This window comes from Sphingobacterium micropteri (genome assembly GCF_014692515.1).
Taxonomy (GTDB): domain Bacteria; phylum Bacteroidota; class Bacteroidia; order Sphingobacteriales; family Sphingobacteriaceae; genus Sphingobacterium; species Sphingobacterium micropteri.
This window is the reverse complement of sequence record NZ_JACOIK010000008.1, coordinates 232,616-251,087: the sequence shown is the minus strand read 5'-3', so window position 1 is coordinate 251,087 and position 18,472 is coordinate 232,616. Positions and strand designations below refer to the sequence as shown.

Here is an 18,472-nt window from a genome sequence, read left to right as displayed (position 1 = left end):
TTTTCGTGGATTGTCCAGAAAATCAACTAGCCGTAACTTAGTGGCGTAAATAAATATTTAATGCGATGAAGAAATTCAGTTATTTGATGGGTATAGGTATTTTATGCTGTATATTCTCTGTTTCTTGTTCTAAAGATGGAGACGGAACGGGTGGTGAGGGAACTGGAATAGGGAAATATCCGGCAGATGTAAAAGGTACCATTTACTACGACTGGGCGACAGAAGGCATCCTCCAAATAAGTTTGCCCGATGGAACCGGGGGGACATTTCTTCCCAGCGATAGCAAACGAAATAACGTAGATGTATCACGTGATGGTAAGTTAAAGTTGACTGCGGTTAATGCCAGTACGATCGGAAATTATAAAGTGAAATTTACACTTAGTAATATGGCGGACGGATCTATTGTCGAACAATTTGATTATACCAGCCCTGAGGGCAATAGCTATTGCCAAGGTTACTTATCACCGGATAATAGTTTGATTATGGTAACGTCAAAAGATTACAACGACGGAATAACCATTTTAAAGCGAAATGGTGAATTTGTGACACGCCTTTTGGATATTGAAGGAGAGAGACTGGATGTGTTTAACATGAGCTCGCTATGGCTGCCGGGTAATGCGTTGTTAATTACCCATAACAAATATATCATACGCCTGGATCCACCTTATACTTCCGGCAAGGGTATTAAAGAAATGAATTATGAGGAGTGGGGTAAAGTAGCTGTTAATCAAGCTGGCAATCAACTCGCGTTACAGATAGGCAATCATATCCATACGATGAATATAGACGGTTCTGATCTAAAACAGGTAACCACCAGTAATTTTACGGAATCGAATCCGGTCTTTTCGCCGGATGGCGCGTATTTGCTTGTTGGGACGTATTACCGATCCTCCGGTACACTTGGCCACCTATGGGAAATGCGGATTATCCCCAATGATGGTAAGCAGTATGTGGTTAATCCTTCCGAATCAAACACACCGGGTGTTATCCCGGTTATTTGGAAAGACAAAGATAGAATTGAATCTGGTGGCGGACAGATGCTCTGGCGCTAAATCGACGATCCGTGTCCCCATGTTAATGGGAACACGGATTTTTTTCTTCGTCGTACAAACACATTCAAAAGATATTTGTTCATCAGAGTATGATACTGAACTCTTCTCGGATTCCCTTACGTTACATGCTTAACAAAATAAAAAGGGAAGTGGCTATAGTGGCTGTTGTCGGCTTATTTTTTAATGCCTTTACGTATTTTATGAATGATCGGCTTCCAGATATGCCTTTGGGTGTTCCTGCATTTTTAGGTACCGCGATATCGGTGTTACTGTCGTTTAAGATGAGCCAGTCGTATGAACGGTGGTGGGAGGCACGCAAAATATGGGGCGCTATTGTAAACGATTCCCGTTCGCTCGTCATACAACTTCAAAGCTATATGGACAGTGCATACGAAGAAGTGATTCGGGACATCGCTTATAAACAGATCGCGTGGTGTTACGCCTTAGGTGATTCTCTACGGGGGCTGAATCCATTGGCTAGGCAACTCAACCTTACGTCGGCGGAACGGGAGATGCTTCGACCTCATAAAAATGTGGCGTTAGCCATAACCCAGATGCAGGCAACCCGTATAAAAGAAGTTGCAGATAAGCAACCAATCCCCGAATTTTATCGGGTGCAGCTGGATCAGACGCTCGTGCGTCTTGTGGATTCGATGGGCAAAGCAGAACGTATAAATACTACGGTATTTCCAGTAACGTATCGTTTTTTTCTGCATGCAGCTATTTATCTCTTTTTGATTACGTTATCGATTGCGATACAAGATGTCCACGCGATTTTTGAAATTCCGCTGTTGGTGCTTATCGCCGCTTTGTTTTTTCTTGCTGATAAAACCGCCTACAACCTACAAGATCCTTTCCGTAATCGGCCCAGTGATACGCCTGTAACTGCCATAGCGCGTAATATCGAGATTAATATTAAACAGTTGCTGAAAGAAACAGAAATTCCTGAACCCCTCAAGCCTAAGACTTTTTTCATGCTCTAGCTTTGTCTCTTAATCAGGTTGTCCTTGCTGGAAACGGCTATTATCATCTCCGTTAAACGAATATGTTTTTGGCAAGTTCGAACAGATGTGCTTCTGATTCGTAAAAATGCATCAGATATCCGGCAGTATTGGGAAATAGAATCAAATCGCCGATTTCCGGATACGATTTTAGGTAAACTTTTCGTTTAAGGATCAATTCCTGTTCCAGACAATAGCTCCCGACAAGATAGGCGTAGCACGGATCATCGGTCTTCTGGCTTTGCCGTTTGGGCAGATGGATGGGATCTACCAAAAAATCGGCACTGGAACTCCGGAGCTGGGTGCGGTTCATTTCTAGGCCTACTAGCAGACGGCCTTCGCTATCTTTTTTACGGAAGGCAACTTTAGCCACCGTGCAGCCCACCTGATCCAGCAGCGATCGGCCAGGCTCCATGCGAAACGCTAAGGCGCGCTCGGTAAACAGTTGATGGATCGGCGCGTCGAAGATAGCAGATCGCGTGGTTAGAATCTCTTCCAATAGTTTCTCCTTGTGCAGTTTATTGAAGTAGGGGTATACCGTGGGTTCACCATAGAGCTGGTCGTTGATCTTGACCATACCGAGCGCGTCATTCTGATAGGTAAGTTCGGATCGGACGCCCAATACAGCTTCACGTAGCGCGTCATGGAATTCGAGCCATTCTTGTTCTGATCGTAGGTAATTCATCAGCATACCGCCACCAATGTCGAGCGACCGCGTCGGGATGCCATGATGCAATAGTTCGTCGATGACGCGTACCGATTGCTCGATGGCTGCCACACGCTCCGTGACAGAATAACCATTTAGATGGAAGTGTAAACCGGTGTATTCGAGATGGGGATATTTATCTGCTAAACCACGGATATAGGCGACTGCGTGATCGATGGGAAAGCCGAAGCGCGTGGGTAAACGCTTGTCCTCCACGAAAAAGCCGCCCACGCGAATGTTTACTATCATGGTTTTCTCCTTTTTTTGTGCAACCTCTTGCGCCAGCTGCAGTTCATCCTCGTTATCCAATACCACAGGGATGTTATGCTGCAGGGCAAGTTCAAGAAGTTTCTTGTTTTTAACCGCAGCGGTAAGCACAAGTTGTTGGCTATCTATTCCGGCCTCGACGCATTGCTGGAGTTCGCGGTAACTTGCGGTATCTACTCCTTGACCCATCTGTGCTACAGCTCGGGCTATTTCCAAGCATTTATTGGCTTTGCGTGCAAAGAATATTTTGTGGGGGATCTGGTATTTGGTTAGTACCTTTTCATAGGCTTTGATGTTTTCTTTCAATGGTGCTAGATGGTGTATGTTTATAGGCGATCCTTGCCGTTCGATCGCTTGGAACAAAGACGTGGGTTGTTCTATAATATCTTGCACCCAACGGTGTAGGATGGGTGTTAGTGGTAAAAATGTGTTGTCCATAAAGTTCTTTCTACATTTGGCGAAGTGTCTCCTGTACCCAATAACAGGCGGTATCATTTTTTGTTCGTGATAAGGTGTCGTTATCGAAAAACACACCTTCGGTATTCGATCCGTAACAGTAAACGGGTAGACTTTCCATCGTGGTACATTTTCCACGTTTATCAATAGACAGGCTACCTGGGGAATACCCTTCATTCTCGTATGCATGGATAGATCCCTTCTGCAACAGGTTATCATATAGTACGGCGTTTCTTTTTTCGAGGGCGGGGCGAGCGATGCGCGCGTCAATTAAGATATCTAATTGTTTTTCCTTTCCGTTGGCGTCACGGAGGGAAAACAACTGCTCGTCAGAGTGCCAGCTAATCACTGGATTTTGAAACGCCATAAAGCGGAGGATGCCCGCTTTCGCTAACGCATATATTTTTTCCATGTTCGCTATGGGAGGACCGTAACTCACACGGTTGAAGGCGCTAAAATAGTATTGATCCAATTGCTGCTGAGAGGCACCCGTAAAACCTACAGTCCGATATACCTCAGCGATCTGGGAACAGATTCGACTCCAAACGGCTGCGGCTGCCATCAGCGGACTTTTTTCTTCGCCTTTATAGGCTTCATCAATGTTCGTCCGTATATACTGGATAATTTCTTCTTCGTTGTTTAACGCTGGTCGTAACAAATTGTTTAGCATAAAGCGCTCGGATACGGGTATGTGTGCTATCATATTCCGTATCGTTTCAAGATCTGTTACGTCAAACGCCACGGTGTAATAAGCCAGTTGCACTTCTTCTTCGATTAAGGGGAGTATTTCCTTTAGGAAATCGATTTTTGCTGATTGGCGCATCCATTTCTTAAACTGCGATTCGGTCAAGATATATAACGGGCGTTGCTCCTGATATTGTGCGCCGCGGCACAATATGGGAAGTGAACTTCTCGAAAAGGGATAAATTACAGGTTCTTTTCCGGAGCGATGATAGGTGCCCTGTTCAAACGTGCCGCCACGGCCTTCGGTAAGCGCCAATGCAATATCGATAAAGGTTAAACCTATGCCGATGATACCAACCTGCGCTTGTGGCGGGATCGTGGCGAACTGTGAGACGGGATAGGGCGCACGCTTATACATTGCTGTGGGGATCTCCGTGTGTTCAATTAACGGACTGTTTTGGTAACAATGACCTGTAGTAAGTAACACGCTATCGACCTCCCAAGTCTTGGTTTTAGTTTCGATTGCTACTTGGGTATCCTTATAGGTCATCGTGATGACAGGCCGTGGGATAAGCTCTACGTGTACATTCGACGGAAGGTTACGGATCGTCTCTGCAGCGACCCACTGTAGATAATGGCCCACCAAAGCCCTCGAGGCAAAATCGGTCGGCTCGATAACTGTGTCGACAATCTTTACAGCAGTCAGCCAATCTACAAAGCTTCTTTGGTTTTCGATGTCCCGATATGCCGGATGAAAGGCGTGTACATGTCCTATACAATAGTTGATCAACAGATAATTAGGTTGATGTATGTCGTAATTCGGTCCACAAGCAAAGCGTTCGTCCTGATTAAACCACAAAACTTGATAGTGTTTTGTAGTTGGATCGAGGCGAGTTTGATTGACAAAATGATTCAGCGCATACATCCCCTTAGGACCGCCACCCATGATGGCGATCATACGGCTTTCGGGCGTAGGCGAAGTTTCTGGTTTTCGCGCTTGGACATACGAATACAGGTCCGGTTCCGGCGTAATATGTTCGGTTGTCCAGATCATGCGATTACTTTCTCAAAAGTCTTATGTACCCACATGTCGTCGTAGATCGTATCAAGATAGCGCTCGCCACTATCTGGGAAGAGTAAAGCCACCGTGGCGTTTGCCGGAATGCGGTCTTTAAGTTTATGTAATGCGGCGACGAGCGCACCGGAGGAGCCACCGATTAACATGCCTTCGTGCTCCCGGATCAAATGACATCCCTGAATCGCTTGATGATCGGAGATAAGTGTATAGTGGTCGATCTGGTGTTTTTGTAGAAAGGAGGATGGGTGGCTAGCGCCCATTCCCGGAATGTGCCTGGGTTTGGGGTTGTTTTCAAAAAGGATACTGCCTTCGGCGTCGACCGCGATCAGCCGTGTTTGCGACTCTGTCTTCGCAATGGCATCGCCGATGCCGCGGATAGTACCACACGTACTGGTTGCTACTAGCATGTAGTCTGGGGCTGTTCCAAGTTGGACGAGAAGTTCGCGAAATATATTTTCGTGTGCCATCCGTACGTTGGGGTTTCCATATTGGTTTGTCCAGTAGCTATTTGGTACAGTTTCCAAAAGTTCTTGTACTTTTTTTAACCGGTTGCGGAGGTAACCTTGATTTTCATCTTTTTCATTTACCTCTACCAAGTTTGCGCCGTAACTACGTAGTAATTTCTTGGTATGATGGTTAATGTAAGGGTCGACAACAATATAGGAGTCTAACCGCAGCAGCTTGCAGAGTCGGGCCAAGGCAATACCCATATTTCCGGACGAAGACTCAACAATAGTGGTCTCCGCATTTATCTCGCCCTTTCGGATCGCCTCGATCAGGATGTTGGTGGCTGACCGATCTTTGACACTGCCACTTGGATTCCCCATTTCCATCTTCGCATAGATTTGGATGTCTAGCGTGGCGGATAAGGACTCCAGTTTGAGCAATGGCGTATTTCCGACCCCCCGTTCTAAGGTAGCCATGATATTTTCCTTGTTTAATAACCTCATAATCTGAATTCCCTAAGTTTATTGAGTTTTGTTCTTAGGCCACCTCCAAAAAAAATGCCGTAAAGCATGAAGGACATGTTTATGGGTAGTATGTGTAAAAAATATGTGGTTTATACGGATGCTCTTCAGGTATTTGTAGATGTTAATATTAAATATGACGATAACATTTTTGATCAACCAGACTCACAAGGAAGAACACAGCTCTACTACATCGATTATTGTCTTTGAGGTGTTGAAGCGCGGTCATATCATTTGGTATATCGGTATGGTTGATTTTTTCCTAAATAGGAGGGCAACGACTTCAAAATAAGGAAAGAGTTGCATATTATTAAAGTATCAAATTATTTTTTAAGTTTGTGTGCATAACATGGCATACAACTTATGGCCGATTATAAATCTCACACGACATCAAATTTATTATCTCGCTCGCAAACTCAGGATGAGCAGGTCTTTACGGCGCTGTATGAAGAGCATTGGGAGTACGTCTTTGAGCAGGCGTTCATACGCTGTCGTCAATACGACATAGCGGAGAATATTACCCAGGATATTTTCGTCACCCTGTGGGACCAAATGGAAGAATTATGTATCGAAAATGTTCGAGGATATCTTTATACTGCGGTTAAGAATAGGGTGCTCAACTGGTTTGAGAAGGAAAAACGCTATGTGCCTATAGCCGAACTTTTAATAGAATATCAGGCGGTTACCGAATCCAGCGATACCCCATTGTTGGATAAGGAATTGGTCGTCGTGGCAGAAGCACTTGTTAATTCTTTGAGCGCTAGACAGCAAGTAATTTATAGGATGCGGTATGAGCAGGAGTTGGACACGGCGGAAATTGCCAAAAAGTTAAAAATGAACAGGAAAACTGTTCAAAACCAATTAAGTTTAGCACTGGCACAACTGCGTGCATCATTGATAGTGTTGCTCGTCCTGACCAAGCTTTTCTGATTTAGCTATCAACAGGTTTTCTTTAGTTATTATTTTAATTTACTGATATTTAGATTTTTATGTTGTCAATTTGAAAAATTGAAATTTTTTTCGGGAAAATGCCAACCTATGCTGTCTTATTAGTGTAAACCTCGCTAATCATGGATAGGGAAACTTTTTTAGAACTTGTTGAAAAATATCGAAACGGTACAGCCTCTGAAGAGGAACGGCAGTTTGTGGATGTCTACTACAGATTATTTGACAAGGATAAAGACGTCCTACGGCAGCTAAACGAAGATGATCGGAGCAGGCTAAAGGACAGGATAAAACGGGAGATAGACAGTCGGATTACACAAAACAGACCGTCACGTCGATTTGATCTATATTGGTATTATGTGGCTGCAGCAGCCGTAATAGTGGGTTTGTTCGTCTTCTTATACACACCAACTTCTCTTGAGCAGAATCATGTAGCAATACAGCAGGATAGTATTGTACCGGGCCGAAATACGGCGACGCTCGTGTTGGAGAGCGGAAAGGAAATTATCCTGAGTGATCTGCACAAAGGTATTGTGATCGGCGATTCGATAAAGTATGAGGACGGAGAGGTTGTTAGTTCCGGAATCGCCGGACAGATGTTGACCTTAAGGACTCCTCGCGGCGGACAGTATGCGCTTACACTGCCTGATGGTACACGCGTTTGGTTAAATGCCGGATCATCCCTACGATATCCTGTACATTTTGGTAAGCAAGAACGTCGGGTGTTCTTGGAAGGGGAAGCTTATTTTGATGTCGCAAAAATGGTGTTACGGGATCAAAATGGCCTTTCTCATAAGGTACCCTTTCGCGTGCAGGCAGGTGCGCAGATTGTTGACGTTCTCGGTACCCAATTTAATATCTCAGCGTATACGGATGATCATAAGACACTTACTACGTTGATTGAGGGGAGCGTTAATGTGTTTCTGCATGATATGATAGATGAAAACGAAATAAAATATCATGTGCTCAAACCTGGACAGCAGAGTGTCTTACAGGGAGAAGATCTCAAGATAAGTACAGTTGATGTCAGGCAGTTTACGGCATGGAAAGATGGTAAGTTCGTATTTGAACAGGAACCTCTGGAAAATATATTAAAAATGTTAGCGCGTTGGTACGACGTAGAGATTATTTACCAAGGTGATGCATCGTTGGTCACCTTCACCGGTTCCGTAGGCCGGTATGAGCATATATCTGAAATTTTGGATAAGATTAGCTATACACAGGCGGTCCGGTTTGAGATTGAGGGAAGGAGGGTGAAGGTGATGTAAAAGCTAGCTTGTGTAGGGAACCACAAAAAGACGGAAGTGCTTGAGACCCCTTCCGTCTGAATATTTGATCGTTCCTTTATTTATCGTCTAAATAATTGAAGAATAACCAAACAAACAAAGTTAATGATTATAAACTATAATAAGACATTCGGCTATCACAAGCGGAATGATCATACTATATGGAAAGCGATGCGGATAACAGTGTTCTTTTTAACCTTTCTGATTCTACAGGTTTCTGCGGAATCACGTGCCCAAATTAATATAAGCAAACAAAATGCTGCGCTGAGAGATGTCGTAAAATTGCTAAGTGAACAAACTGGTGTGGATTTTATCTATGCGGACCAAGACTTAAAAAAGGCACGTCCGGTAACGGTAAATTTGCAGAATGCTAGTCTAGAACATGCCTTATCGGTATGTTTTAAGGGTCAGCCGCTTGACTATGCCATTCGTAACCGGACGGTGCTCGTACGTCGTAAAGTAAAAACAACTATCTCCGACAAACGAGAGGTTGCTCTTCCTGATTTCTGGGATCAACCAGCTCAAAGCCATATGAAGGGAAAGGTAACCGATGAAAATAGGTTGCCTTTGGAGGGTGCAACAATATCGGTGAAGAATTATGCTACTGCGACGAAAACTGATGGTGATGGGAATTTCAGCCTTGATTTGCCCGCCGAGGCAAGAATCTTAGTGTTTACGCTGGTAGGGTATGAAACGCAGGAAGTGGAGCTGAAGGGGCGTTCTAGTTTGGAAATTGCTATGAAAACCGCTATGAACGACTTGGAAGAAGCTGTCGTGATCGGATACGGTACGCAGAAAAGAAGCGATTTAACCGGTGCAATCTCCCGTGTGGATGCGCGTGATTTCGAAAGCCAGTCGGCTACAAACCTGAGCGAGTTCCTAAGCGGGACGGTGGCAGGTATTGCCAGTAATCAGGCTACCGGAGCAGGAGGTGGAGGGTCGTTAGAGGTGAGGGGAGCCAACTCCATCACTGCGGGTTCGAGTCCGTTGATTGTGTTGGACGGCGTTATCTACAACGGAGCGTTGCAGGATATCAATCCGTTTGATATAGCTACGATGGACGTCCTGCAAGATGCCAGTTCGGCCGCCGTTTACGGTGCACGCGCTGCCTCAGGGGTAATCATAGTGACCACGAAACGTGGCGTTAGCGAGGTGCCTACCGTAACGCTTTCGTCCATGTGGGGACTGGCATCCGTATCCAACGATTATAAACCTTTCGATGCTGCAGGGTATTTAAGGTTTAGACAGGATCTTATGCAGCAGATGGCACCACGTGATGCCGAAGGTTATTATATGAATCCAGAACAATTGCCGGAAAATGTGTCGTTAGAACAATGGCGGAATTACAGTAATAATGCCGATGCGGATAATATAGTGGAATGGCTAAAAAGATTACGTCTGAACAGTGTAGAGATTGAAGGTTTCCAACAAGGGCGGGTAATCGACTGGTACGATAAGCGGATGCAGCAGGGGCTCCGCCACAACAATGACATTGCACTGTCTGGAAAGGCATCCCGCCTGAACTATTACCTATCTACCGGATATACCGATAATGAAGGAATCATCTATGGCGACAGGCTCAAGACCTGGCGGACGCGTTTAAACCTGGAAGGGGATGTTGCTGATTTTTTTAAAATCGGAGTAAATACGCAGTTTGCAACTTCCGACAACAGCTCTGTGCCTGCCGGAGGAATAAACAGACTTAGCCCTTACGGTAAATTTATGGAGGATGATGGTATGCTAGTTAGGTTTCCCCAGGAAGACCCTTCTTTTTCCAACGCTTTCTTAGAGTCCTATTATAAGGATCAGTATCGAAAAAATAATCGCTTGTTTGCAACGTTCTATGCAGAATTGAAACTGCCTTTCGGTATTAAATATCGTGCATCTTTCCAAAACCGCTTGGTGACGGAAAAAGACTATAATTTTTGGCCTTCTACAACGATGATGGGGGGTGTGACGCGCCGTAATGGATATGGTACGCGGTCTGATGAACACTCCTATGAATGGATGGTCGATAATATCTTAACTTGGTCGCAACGTTTCGATAAGCACGCATTCGACTTTACTTTTTTGGTTAATGCGGAAAAATTACAGATACAGCAGTCTTTTCAGGAAAATGAAAATTTTGGTCCCAATGAAAATCTTTCTTGGCATGGTCTGCAATATGGGGCGAATCCCTCTATCAGTAACAATGATAGGGTGCGTACGGGAGATGCCTTGATGGCACGTATGAATTACAATTACGATGAACGTTATCTGTTTACCTTGTCTTGGCGTAGGGATGGGTTTTCTGCGTTTGGCCAAAATAACCCGAGAGGGTTCTTTCCGTCCGCAGCTTTTGCGTGGAGATTGTCTCAGGAGCGTTTTTTTGATGTCGCCTGGGTAAATGACCTAAAGATGCGTGTCTCTTGGGGGGTGAACGGAAACAGAGATGTGCCCGGATACGCGGCGCTTTCTAACCTCGCGCGCAACGCATATTTTGATGGTTCGAACGTGGTAGTGGGGCTAACAAATAGCTCGATGGCCAATCCCAATCTGAAATGGGAGGGAACGGAGGCCTACAACATAGGATTCGACCTCACCGCTTTTGACAATAAGCTTACTGCGACAATAGATGCCTACAAAGGGACGACCTATGATCTCTTATTGGATCGGAGGTTACCGCGGATTATCGGCTATGAATCGGTCACGACAAATCTCGGCGAACTTTCCAATAGAGGTATAAATGCCACCGTACAGGGACAGATTATAAAAAAAGAAAACTTGAATTGGAGGAGTAGTTTCGTTTTCTCGTTAAACCGTAATCGTATCGATCGCCTTTGGGGGGATATGATGGAAGAAGAGGTCAATGGACAGCTTGTGCAGCGGGAGGTTCCAGATTATGCAAATGGATATTTTCCGGGAGAGGCCTTAGACAGAATCTGGGATTACCGGATACAGGGGATATGGCAGGTTGAGGAGACCGAAGCAGCAGCCCAGTATGGCCTACGCCCGGGCGAATATCGTGTGGAAGATAGTAACGCGGATGGCGCATACCGGCAATTTGACGATAAACAATTTATCGGTTGGCGTCAGCCTCGGTATACACTGGGCTGGCGGAATGATTTCAGTTTCTGGAAGCACTTTGATGCAAACATTTTCATAAGGGCTGACCTCGGTCACCTAGGGTCGCGCGATGATTTTAACCACTCAAGTTCGAATATCTATGACCGGGCAAATACCTTGGATATCCCGTATTGGACGCCCGAAAATAGATCGAATACACACCCTCGACTTAATGTAAATTACCGATTGTTTGAGGGGGGGATCAATATGTATGAGTCACGTAGTTTTTTGAGACTGCAGGATGTCGCGATCGGTTACCGTTTACCGAAAGATGTACTGGACAAAGTTTCAGTAAATAACCTTCGGCTCTTTTTGAGTGCACGAAATTTGCTCACCTTAACAAAATGGACTGGCTGGGATCCCGAATCTCAGAATAGTCCAATGCCACGGATCTTTACCATCGGGTTCAATGCATCGTTTTAGTTTACCTTAATAATTGATGAAATGAGAATAAAAATTATATATAGTTTAGTCGTAGCTGTAAGCATGTTGGCTGTTTTTTCCTGCTCCAAGGAATGGTTGAAACCAGAGCCGCTCTCCTTTTATGCACCGGAAAACCTACTCATAAATAAGGCTGGATACGAGTCTATGTTGGTTACCGCACGCAAGAACCTTCGAAATTCGTTTTACGGTGAACTCAATACCGTGGTATCGGAATCTATCTTTACGGAGCTAGGGGTAGCAGGACCACTCAATGACAACGGTATACGGAATATGAACCTGCAGCTGACTCCAAATGCCGATGGAAATTATTACGTTCTGGATAATTTCCAGTGGGCGTACCGGCCGGTACGTGTGGTGAATGCGCTTATCTCTCGGATTGATGATATTACCTGGGAGAATGAAACGGATCGGAATGAAATACTGGCCGAAGCATACTTCCATCGTGCTTACTGGTACTATTTACTGGTCAATCAATTTGGAGATGTACCCTTTCTCGATAAGGAATTACTGGAAGCCAAATTGGATTTCTATACCCATTCGCGCTGGACGATCTTGGATCGTATCCAAAGCGATATGGAATTTGCCGTAGAGTGGCTTCCCGAACAGATGCGGCCGGGGGCACCAAGCCAGTCGGCAGGTAAACATCTGTTATCGAAAATATGTTTGGCTAACCGAGCGTATGAACAGGCGATTGAAATGGCCACTGACGTCATTGAAAGACACCCGTTAATGCAGGAACGGTTTGGATCCGAAGTAGAAATTGCACCGCATCGGAACTTATTCTGGGATTTGCACCGCCCGGTAAACGTGCATAATGCAGCGAATTCCGAAACGATCCTTGGTGTGTTGGATAGAAACGATTTGCCGGATGAAGTACGTACAGGGGGACTCCATACTATGCGCAATTATCACCCGGCATGGTGGAACGCTCGTGTTCTGGACAGTAAAGCGGCAAGAGGTACTTTAGATAGAGGTGACACCTATGACTCCCTTGGTCGCGGTAATTCGAATCTTAGGCCTTCTAATTATTATCTTTATGATCTGTGGAAGGATGAAAATGACTTAAGGCGGAAGGATGGCAACTGGGTGCTGCAGGAGGAATTGCTATATAACAATCCGGCGTCAATCGATTTTGGAAAACCTATAGACCCAACAAACTTTTCGGCAATTGTAGATACCTTCCAGCATTATCATTCTTTCCCGTTTTATAAAACCTTTGTTCCGCAAGCGACAACAGACCAAGTGCCGAATGGAGGTCAGGGCGATTATTATGTGTTCCGCTCGGCAGAAACTTATCTGTTGCGTGCAGAAGCCTACTATTGGTTAGGAAGGATGGAATCGGCTGCGGCAGATATCAACCAAGTAAGAAGACGGGCCGATGCCGCGGAAATTGCTGCGGATGATGTGACCATAGAAACGATCCTTGACGAGCGCGCCAGAGAGTTGTTTGCGGAAGAACATCGTAAATCGGAGCTGGTCCGGATTTCGTATATCATGGCAGCCGAAGGTCGTAATGGCTACTCGTTGGCGGATTTTAGCAAGAAAAATTTTTGGTACGACCGGGTTATGGCCACGAATAACTTTTATCAGACCCATTTAAAATGGGGGGCGTCCGAGTGTCGGATTAGTCCCTACCACGTGCTGTTTCCGATACCGGCTGATGCGATTAATACGAACACCCTAGGTATCATTAACCAAAATGAGGGATACCCAGGAACTGAGCAGAATCTGCCGCCGTTAACCGAGATTGTAAATTAAAAAACATGATATGAGATCTTTTTTTTCGTACCCGATCTTTATTTTGGAAGGCTATCTAGCTTTACGTTTTTGGATACTGATCATTGGATTACTGTTTTCTGGGCATTTAGCTGTTGCCCAGTTATTTCCTGCCGACCGTCCGAATATTATCGTAATAATGGCGGATGATATGGGGTATTCAGACCTGGGTTGTTACGGCAGTGAAATTAATACCCCGAATCTTGATCAATTGGCGGATGATGGCCTTCAGTTCCGTTCTTTTTATAACGCGACACGGTGCTGCCCTTCCCGGGCAGCACTGCTGACGGGATTATATCCCCACGAAGCCGGAATGGGAAAGATGGTGAGTAATGTGGGGAGCAAACCACAGCCAGGGCCCTATCAGGGATTCCTAAATGAACAAAGCGTAACATTGGCTGAGGTGTTGAAAGAAGCGGGCTATAAAACCTATATGGCTGGAAAATGGCATGTAGGCGAACGACCGGAACACTGGCCACGGCAACGCGGATTTGACCACTATTTTGGACTGATTAGCGGAGCAAGTAGCTATTTTGAACTAGTGGAAGAACCGCGCAAACGGCAAATGGTATACGAAGATGAGCTATGGTCTCCTCCAATTGAAGATTTTTATATGACGGATGCCTTTACCGATACAGCGTTATCTTTCCTAGATCGGCACAACAGGGAGGATAAGGAAAAACCTTTCTTCCTATACCTGGCTTACACAGCACCACACTGGCCGCTGCACGCACCCCAGGAAGATATCGAGCGTTACGATGGGATATATGACAAAGGCTGGGAACACATTCGTAGATACCGTTATGAGCGGATGAAGCAGTTAGGAATAATCGATGCGCAGCATAAACTTTCTGGCAGCCCAGAAGGAATACCCGAGTGGCAATCGCTGGATAATCCGCAAGAGTGGGCGGATCGGATGGAGGTATATGCGGCTATGGTTGACCGTATGGACCAAGGGATCGGTCAGCTTGTCGCAGCGTTGAAAAAGCAAGGAAAATTCGATAACACCTTGATTGTTTTCCTTTCCGATAATGGAGCAAGTGCAGAAAACATCGATGGACGGAAATTACATGATCCACACGTAAAAGTCGGGCAACGGGGTTCTTATTTGGCTTACGATGAACCTTGGGCCAATGTATCAAATACGCCTTATAGGATGTACAAATCATGGACGGAGGAAGGTGGGATTATCACACCGTTTATTGTACATTGGCCGAGTGGTATTTGCAAAAGAAAAGATAATCAAACGGACGAGGTGGGGCATATTACGGATATCATGACGACCTGCATCGATATTGCCGGAGCCACCTATCCGAAAAGACGCAACGGCCATGAAATTAAAGACACAAGAGGTATTTCCTTATTACCTGTTCTTAAAGGGGAAACTGGAGAGGATCGGACGTTGTACTGGGAGCATTTTGGTAAGTGGGCAATGCGGGATGGAGATTGGAAGTTAGTGGGTGATGATTCAAACGGGCATGTCAAGTTGTTTAACATGAAGGATGATCCGGTCGAATTGCACGACTTGAGTCAACAGCATCCTGCTCTTATCGAAAAGATGAAGGAATCCTACCAAAATTGGGCGGTGGAAGTTGGGGTAGATCGATGATCATCAATAACCTTTACTTTCATTTTCTTTTTTAGAGTTCTTACAAAACAAAATGGAATCGCAACGGTTTTTGTTAGGTAACCCCTTAAGTTAGTTGTATGAAAACTGTTCTTCCCATAACCAACGGCCTTGCCTTGATCATCACCGTTTTTGTCAATTATTTCGGTAATGCTGGAATCTTTAACGGCAATACCATGGCGACGGTATCGGATAGATATGCTAATTTTTTCACTCCGGCGGGATATGCATTTTCTATCTGGGGAATTATTTATTTCGCATTGTTAGGTTTTGTCATCTATACAGGGCGCGCCCTCTTCACGAAAAAGGAAACGGATCCTATCCTTTTCAAAATACGCGGGCTTTTCGTATTTACTTGTCTGGCGAATTCACTTTGGGTGATCGCTTGGTTAAATGATTATGTTGGGCTTTCTGTTATCATTATGGTCGCTCTTCTTGTTTGCTTGCTGAGAATTATTTTGATAACACGGATGGAATTGGATTACCACCCGTTTAGAAGATATCTTTTTGTATTCTTGCCTTTCGCGCTATATGCCGGCTGGATCTCTGTTGCGCTGATAGCGAATGTGGCGGCTTGGCTCACGAAAATGAATTGGGATGGCTGGGGCATTTCGGCGGTGACATGGACTGTTTTCATGATAGCTATTGCGGGTGTAGTGAACGTGTTTATGATCATGACACGGAATCTTCGCGAATATGGCTTGGTCGGTATCTGGGCGCTCATCGCGATTTCCGTCGCCAATAATACGGCTAATGGGAGCCTTGCGGTTGTCTATACCTGCTATATCGTAGCATTTGTTATACTCATTTTCATAGTAATCAATGCTATGAAAAACCGTAGGAATGCTAACAGACGGTACAGGACGGATTTAGCGAAGAGATTCGTAATTTAGTCGATCTCCTATATTTTTGCTTTTATTATTGCGACTATACATCGTAAAAACGTGTTACAGCGGAATACGGAACGATAATTTAGTTTTCAATAAAGGCTAATTAATGGGCAAGTTAGGGGGGGACTATATGGACCGGGAAATGGAAAACACGATCTTCTTAAATAATATGTGTAACGGAGAGGTGGAAGGGCTGACGACCGCATACCGTCTCTATCGGCAACCGTTACTTTTTTTTGTTATACGTTATGTGGGAAGTCGGGAAGTCGCAGAAGATATCGTAGCGGATATATTTGTCAAGGCCTGGAATGCGCGAACTAAGCTTCGTCGTATAGATAGTTTAAGGGCTTATCTGTATGTCATGGCGAAAAACGCCAGTTTAAACTATCTGCGTAGACCACAAGCTATGTCTTTGGAAGATGTGCCGGCCGATTTCGAAGAAACGCTCTTAGAGGATGATGATATATTTGGGAACATACTGCGTACAGAACTAATCAAAAGCATTATGGAAGAGGTCGATAGACTTCCGTTAAAGCAACAGGAAGTGTTTCGGTATACTTTCTTGGAAGATATGAGCGTAGAGGAAATCAGTGAAAAATTACAGCTTAGTGCTACTGCGGTATATGCTAACCGATCCCGGGCTATTGCGACCCTGCGCGAATTGCTTATGAAAAAAGGACTAGTCGTGACATTCTCGTTGTTACATACCTTGTTTCTGCAATAAGAATACGCTCTTCGCTAGATAAGTATTTATAGCTAATAATCAGTTACTTATAATTATTTTTATTTTTTGTGTAAGATATCCGATAGGGATGTGTCTTACTATGACAATACGATTATAAATCCATGAAACGAATAGATCAGACTGTCCTTCAATGGAAGCGATATTTTATAAATCCAACTCGTGATAGAGCGACCGAGATCGATATCAATACCTTCGTTGAGAAACATCCGTCTTTGAAGGAGTTGCTCGGCGAAATGGAAAACAACGATCAATTTATAGAAGCGATTAAACTATATAATAGTTTATCTCAGGATGATGATCACATGGCTAATGATCCCATTTTGACAAAGATTCTTGATCGAATCCAAGAAACTACAGAGATACAGCCTGTAAATAAAATGAAGTGGTTCAGCTACGCGTTAGCCGGTATCGCGGCTTGTGCTGCGCTGGTGATGGGTATCTTATGGCTGCAACCTTCGCAGCCCATCAAACAGCCAGATACGATGGAGTTGGCGACGAATATTCTACCCGGAAAAAACGGTGTCAGGTTGTCGATGTCGGACGGATGGAACGTAGAGCTGCGTTCGGACGAAGGTGGGATTATTACAGGTGATCAGCTTCGGTATAGTGACGGAAGCCCTTTGTTTGATGATGGAACCCAAGTGAATGACGCTGTGATGACGCTATCTGTACCACGAGGGAATGATTTCTATGTCGTCTTGGCCGATGGTACCAAGGTGTGGATGAATGCGGAAAGCGAGTTGTGTTATCCGCAGACTTTTGCAGGTGAGAATCGCGTGGTCCAGCTGACAGGGGAGGCCTATTTTGAAGTCGCTAAAGATAAATCTAAACCGTTTATTGTGGAAACCGTCAACCAACGGATTGAAGTACTGGGTACCCATTTTAACGTGAACGCCTATCCCACAGAGCGTAAATCCGCAGTGACGTTGGTGGAAGGACGTATTGCGGTTTCGATAGAGGGACAGAAAGAGCGGGTGCTATACCCCGGTCAGCAAGCATTGGTAACGCAAAAGCATTTGGAAGTTGGGGATGTAAATGTCGATGAATACATTGCTTGGAAGAACGATGAGTTCATGTTCAACGAAGAGAGTTTGGTCGAAGCGGCTAATAGAATCGGAAGGTGGTATGACTTAGATATTGACGTTGATCCAGCTTTGAAGGATATCCATCTTTGGGGATCGGTGCCGCGGCGCGAAAACTTCGGACAAGTATTGAAACTGATCCAGCTAACGAATAAAAATGTAAAAGTGGAAATTGAGGGAAGGAGGGTACGTTTTATGAAATAGCGCCTTTTACTCTTTCGGAAGGCAAATAAGAAGCTGGGGAAGGTGGAGCTTCCCCAGCCGATGGTTAACTTCCATAAAATGCATTATAAACTATTTATGTAAACTTAAAACCAATCAAAAGTAATGAAACTATCATGGTTTTTCGCACTTCCTATA

At 44.7% G+C, this 18,472-nt stretch carries 14 protein-coding genes; 11 read left to right on the top strand and 3 right to left on the bottom strand.

Going from position 1 to position 18,472, the window contains the following annotated elements:
- Positions 1-65 precede the first annotated feature (65 nt).
- Both H8B06_RS12880 and H8B06_RS12875 read left to right on the top strand, forming a co-directional pair.
- Entirely contained in the window at positions 66-1,052 is a 987-nt protein-coding gene (locus H8B06_RS12880) for a TolB family protein (protein ID WP_190994676.1), read from the top strand.
- 125 nt (positions 1,053-1,177) lie between these two features.
- Positions 1,178-2,035, top strand: a complete 858-nt coding sequence (locus H8B06_RS12875; RefSeq protein ID WP_223857657.1) for a bestrophin family protein — start codon at positions 1,178-1,180, stop codon at positions 2,033-2,035.
- 52 nt (positions 2,036-2,087) lie between these two features.
- Here H8B06_RS12875 and H8B06_RS12870 read toward each other — a convergent pair whose 3' ends face one another.
- Genes H8B06_RS12870 through sbnA form a run of 3 tightly spaced genes read right to left on the bottom strand, consistent with a single transcriptional unit; the run spans position 2,088 to position 6,194 of the window.
- Positions 2,088-3,521 (bottom strand): alanine racemase, encoded by a 1,434-nt coding sequence (locus H8B06_RS12870; protein WP_190994675.1) that lies wholly within the window; start codon positions 3,519-3,521, stop codon positions 2,088-2,090.
- On the bottom strand, positions 3,475-5,220 hold the full coding sequence (locus H8B06_RS12865) for an FAD/NAD(P)-binding protein (protein ID WP_190994674.1): 1,746 nt from the start codon (positions 5,218-5,220) through the stop codon (positions 3,475-3,477). The genes H8B06_RS12870 and H8B06_RS12865 overlap by 47 nt, the downstream gene beginning before the upstream one ends.
- Positions 5,217-6,194 carry a 2,3-diaminopropionate biosynthesis protein SbnA gene (gene sbnA / locus H8B06_RS12860; protein WP_190994673.1) on the bottom strand — a complete coding sequence of 326 codons (978 nt, stop codon included), beginning with the start codon at positions 6,192-6,194 and terminating at the stop codon, positions 5,217-5,219. The genes H8B06_RS12865 and sbnA overlap by 4 nt, the downstream gene beginning before the upstream one ends.
- A gap of 154 nt (positions 6,195-6,348) precedes the next feature.
- Between sbnA and H8B06_RS12855 the strand changes: the two genes are divergently transcribed.
- The 9 genes from H8B06_RS12855 to H8B06_RS12815 all read left to right on the top strand — a co-directional run bounded on the left by H8B06_RS12855 (position 6,349) and on the right by H8B06_RS12815 (position 18,316).
- Positions 6,349-6,504 (top strand): hypothetical protein, encoded by a 156-nt coding sequence (locus H8B06_RS12855; protein ID WP_190994672.1) that lies wholly within the window; start codon positions 6,349-6,351, stop codon positions 6,502-6,504.
- 71 nt (positions 6,505-6,575) lie between these two features.
- Positions 6,576-7,142, top strand: coding sequence for an RNA polymerase sigma factor (locus tag H8B06_RS12850; protein ID WP_190994671.1), 567 nt, complete (start codon positions 6,576-6,578; stop codon positions 7,140-7,142).
- Positions 7,143-7,282: 140 nt separating this feature from the next.
- The gene (locus H8B06_RS12845) at positions 7,283-8,425 is read left to right on the top strand and encodes a FecR family protein (RefSeq protein WP_190994670.1); all 1,143 of its coding nucleotides are present in this window, start codon (positions 7,283-7,285) and stop codon (positions 8,423-8,425) included.
- A gap of 123 nt (positions 8,426-8,548) precedes the next feature.
- Entirely contained in the window at positions 8,549-11,971 is a 3,423-nt protein-coding gene (locus H8B06_RS12840) for a SusC/RagA family TonB-linked outer membrane protein (RefSeq protein ID WP_190994669.1), read from the top strand.
- Between the two features lie 21 nt (positions 11,972-11,992).
- Positions 11,993-13,750, top strand: a complete 1,758-nt coding sequence (locus H8B06_RS12835; protein WP_190994668.1) for a RagB/SusD family nutrient uptake outer membrane protein — start codon at positions 11,993-11,995, stop codon at positions 13,748-13,750.
- A gap of 10 nt (positions 13,751-13,760) precedes the next feature.
- The gene (locus H8B06_RS12830; RefSeq protein ID WP_223857656.1) at positions 13,761-15,377 is read left to right on the top strand and encodes an arylsulfatase; all 1,617 of its coding nucleotides are present in this window, start codon (positions 13,761-13,763) and stop codon (positions 15,375-15,377) included.
- 98 nt (positions 15,378-15,475) lie between these two features.
- The gene (locus tag H8B06_RS12825) at positions 15,476-16,288 is read left to right on the top strand and encodes a tryptophan-rich sensory protein (RefSeq protein ID WP_190994667.1); all 813 of its coding nucleotides are present in this window, start codon (positions 15,476-15,478) and stop codon (positions 16,286-16,288) included.
- 103 nt (positions 16,289-16,391) lie between these two features.
- Complete coding sequence (locus H8B06_RS12820) at positions 16,392-17,009, top strand: RNA polymerase sigma factor (protein WP_190994666.1); 618 nt, start codon at positions 16,392-16,394, stop codon at positions 17,007-17,009.
- A gap of 122 nt (positions 17,010-17,131) precedes the next feature.
- Entirely contained in the window at positions 17,132-18,316 is a 1,185-nt protein-coding gene (locus H8B06_RS12815; RefSeq protein WP_190994665.1) for a FecR family protein, read from the top strand.
- Positions 18,317-18,472 lie beyond the last annotated feature (156 nt).

What these genes read in the sequence shown, in the direction of transcription:
- H8B06_RS12845 (WP_190994670.1), top strand. Translation starts at nt 7,283, where the DNA reads ATGGATAGGGAAACTTTTTTAGAACTTGTTGAAAAATATCGAAACGGT.
- H8B06_RS12830 (WP_223857656.1), top strand. Translation starts at nt 13,761, where the DNA reads ATGAGATCTTTTTTTTCGTACCCGATCTTTATTTTGGAAGGCTATCTA.
- H8B06_RS12880 (WP_190994676.1), top strand. Translation starts at nt 66, where the DNA reads ATGAAGAAATTCAGTTATTTGATGGGTATAGGTATTTTATGCTGTATA.
- H8B06_RS12825 (WP_190994667.1), top strand. Translation starts at nt 15,476, where the DNA reads ATGAAAACTGTTCTTCCCATAACCAACGGCCTTGCCTTGATCATCACC.
- H8B06_RS12855 (WP_190994672.1), top strand. Translation starts at nt 6,349, where the DNA reads ATGACGATAACATTTTTGATCAACCAGACTCACAAGGAAGAACACAGC.
- sbnA (WP_190994673.1), bottom strand. Translation starts at nt 6,194, where the DNA reads ATGAGGTTATTAAACAAGGAAAATATCATGGCTACCTTAGAACGGGGG.
- H8B06_RS12820 (WP_190994666.1), top strand. Translation starts at nt 16,392, where the DNA reads ATGGGCAAGTTAGGGGGGGACTATATGGACCGGGAAATGGAAAACACG.
- H8B06_RS12835 (WP_190994668.1), top strand. Translation starts at nt 11,993, where the DNA reads ATGAGAATAAAAATTATATATAGTTTAGTCGTAGCTGTAAGCATGTTG.
- H8B06_RS12815 (WP_190994665.1), top strand. Translation starts at nt 17,132, where the DNA reads ATGAAACGAATAGATCAGACTGTCCTTCAATGGAAGCGATATTTTATA.
- H8B06_RS12850 (WP_190994671.1), top strand. Translation starts at nt 6,576, where the DNA reads ATGGCCGATTATAAATCTCACACGACATCAAATTTATTATCTCGCTCG.
- H8B06_RS12875 (WP_223857657.1), top strand. Translation starts at nt 1,178, where the DNA reads ATGCTTAACAAAATAAAAAGGGAAGTGGCTATAGTGGCTGTTGTCGGC.
- H8B06_RS12870 (WP_190994675.1), bottom strand. Translation starts at nt 3,521, where the DNA reads ATGATACCGCCTGTTATTGGGTACAGGAGACACTTCGCCAAATGTAGA.
- H8B06_RS12865 (WP_190994674.1), bottom strand. Translation starts at nt 5,220, where the DNA reads ATGATCTGGACAACCGAACATATTACGCCGGAACCGGACCTGTATTCG.
- H8B06_RS12840 (WP_190994669.1), top strand. Translation starts at nt 8,549, where the DNA reads ATGATTATAAACTATAATAAGACATTCGGCTATCACAAGCGGAATGAT.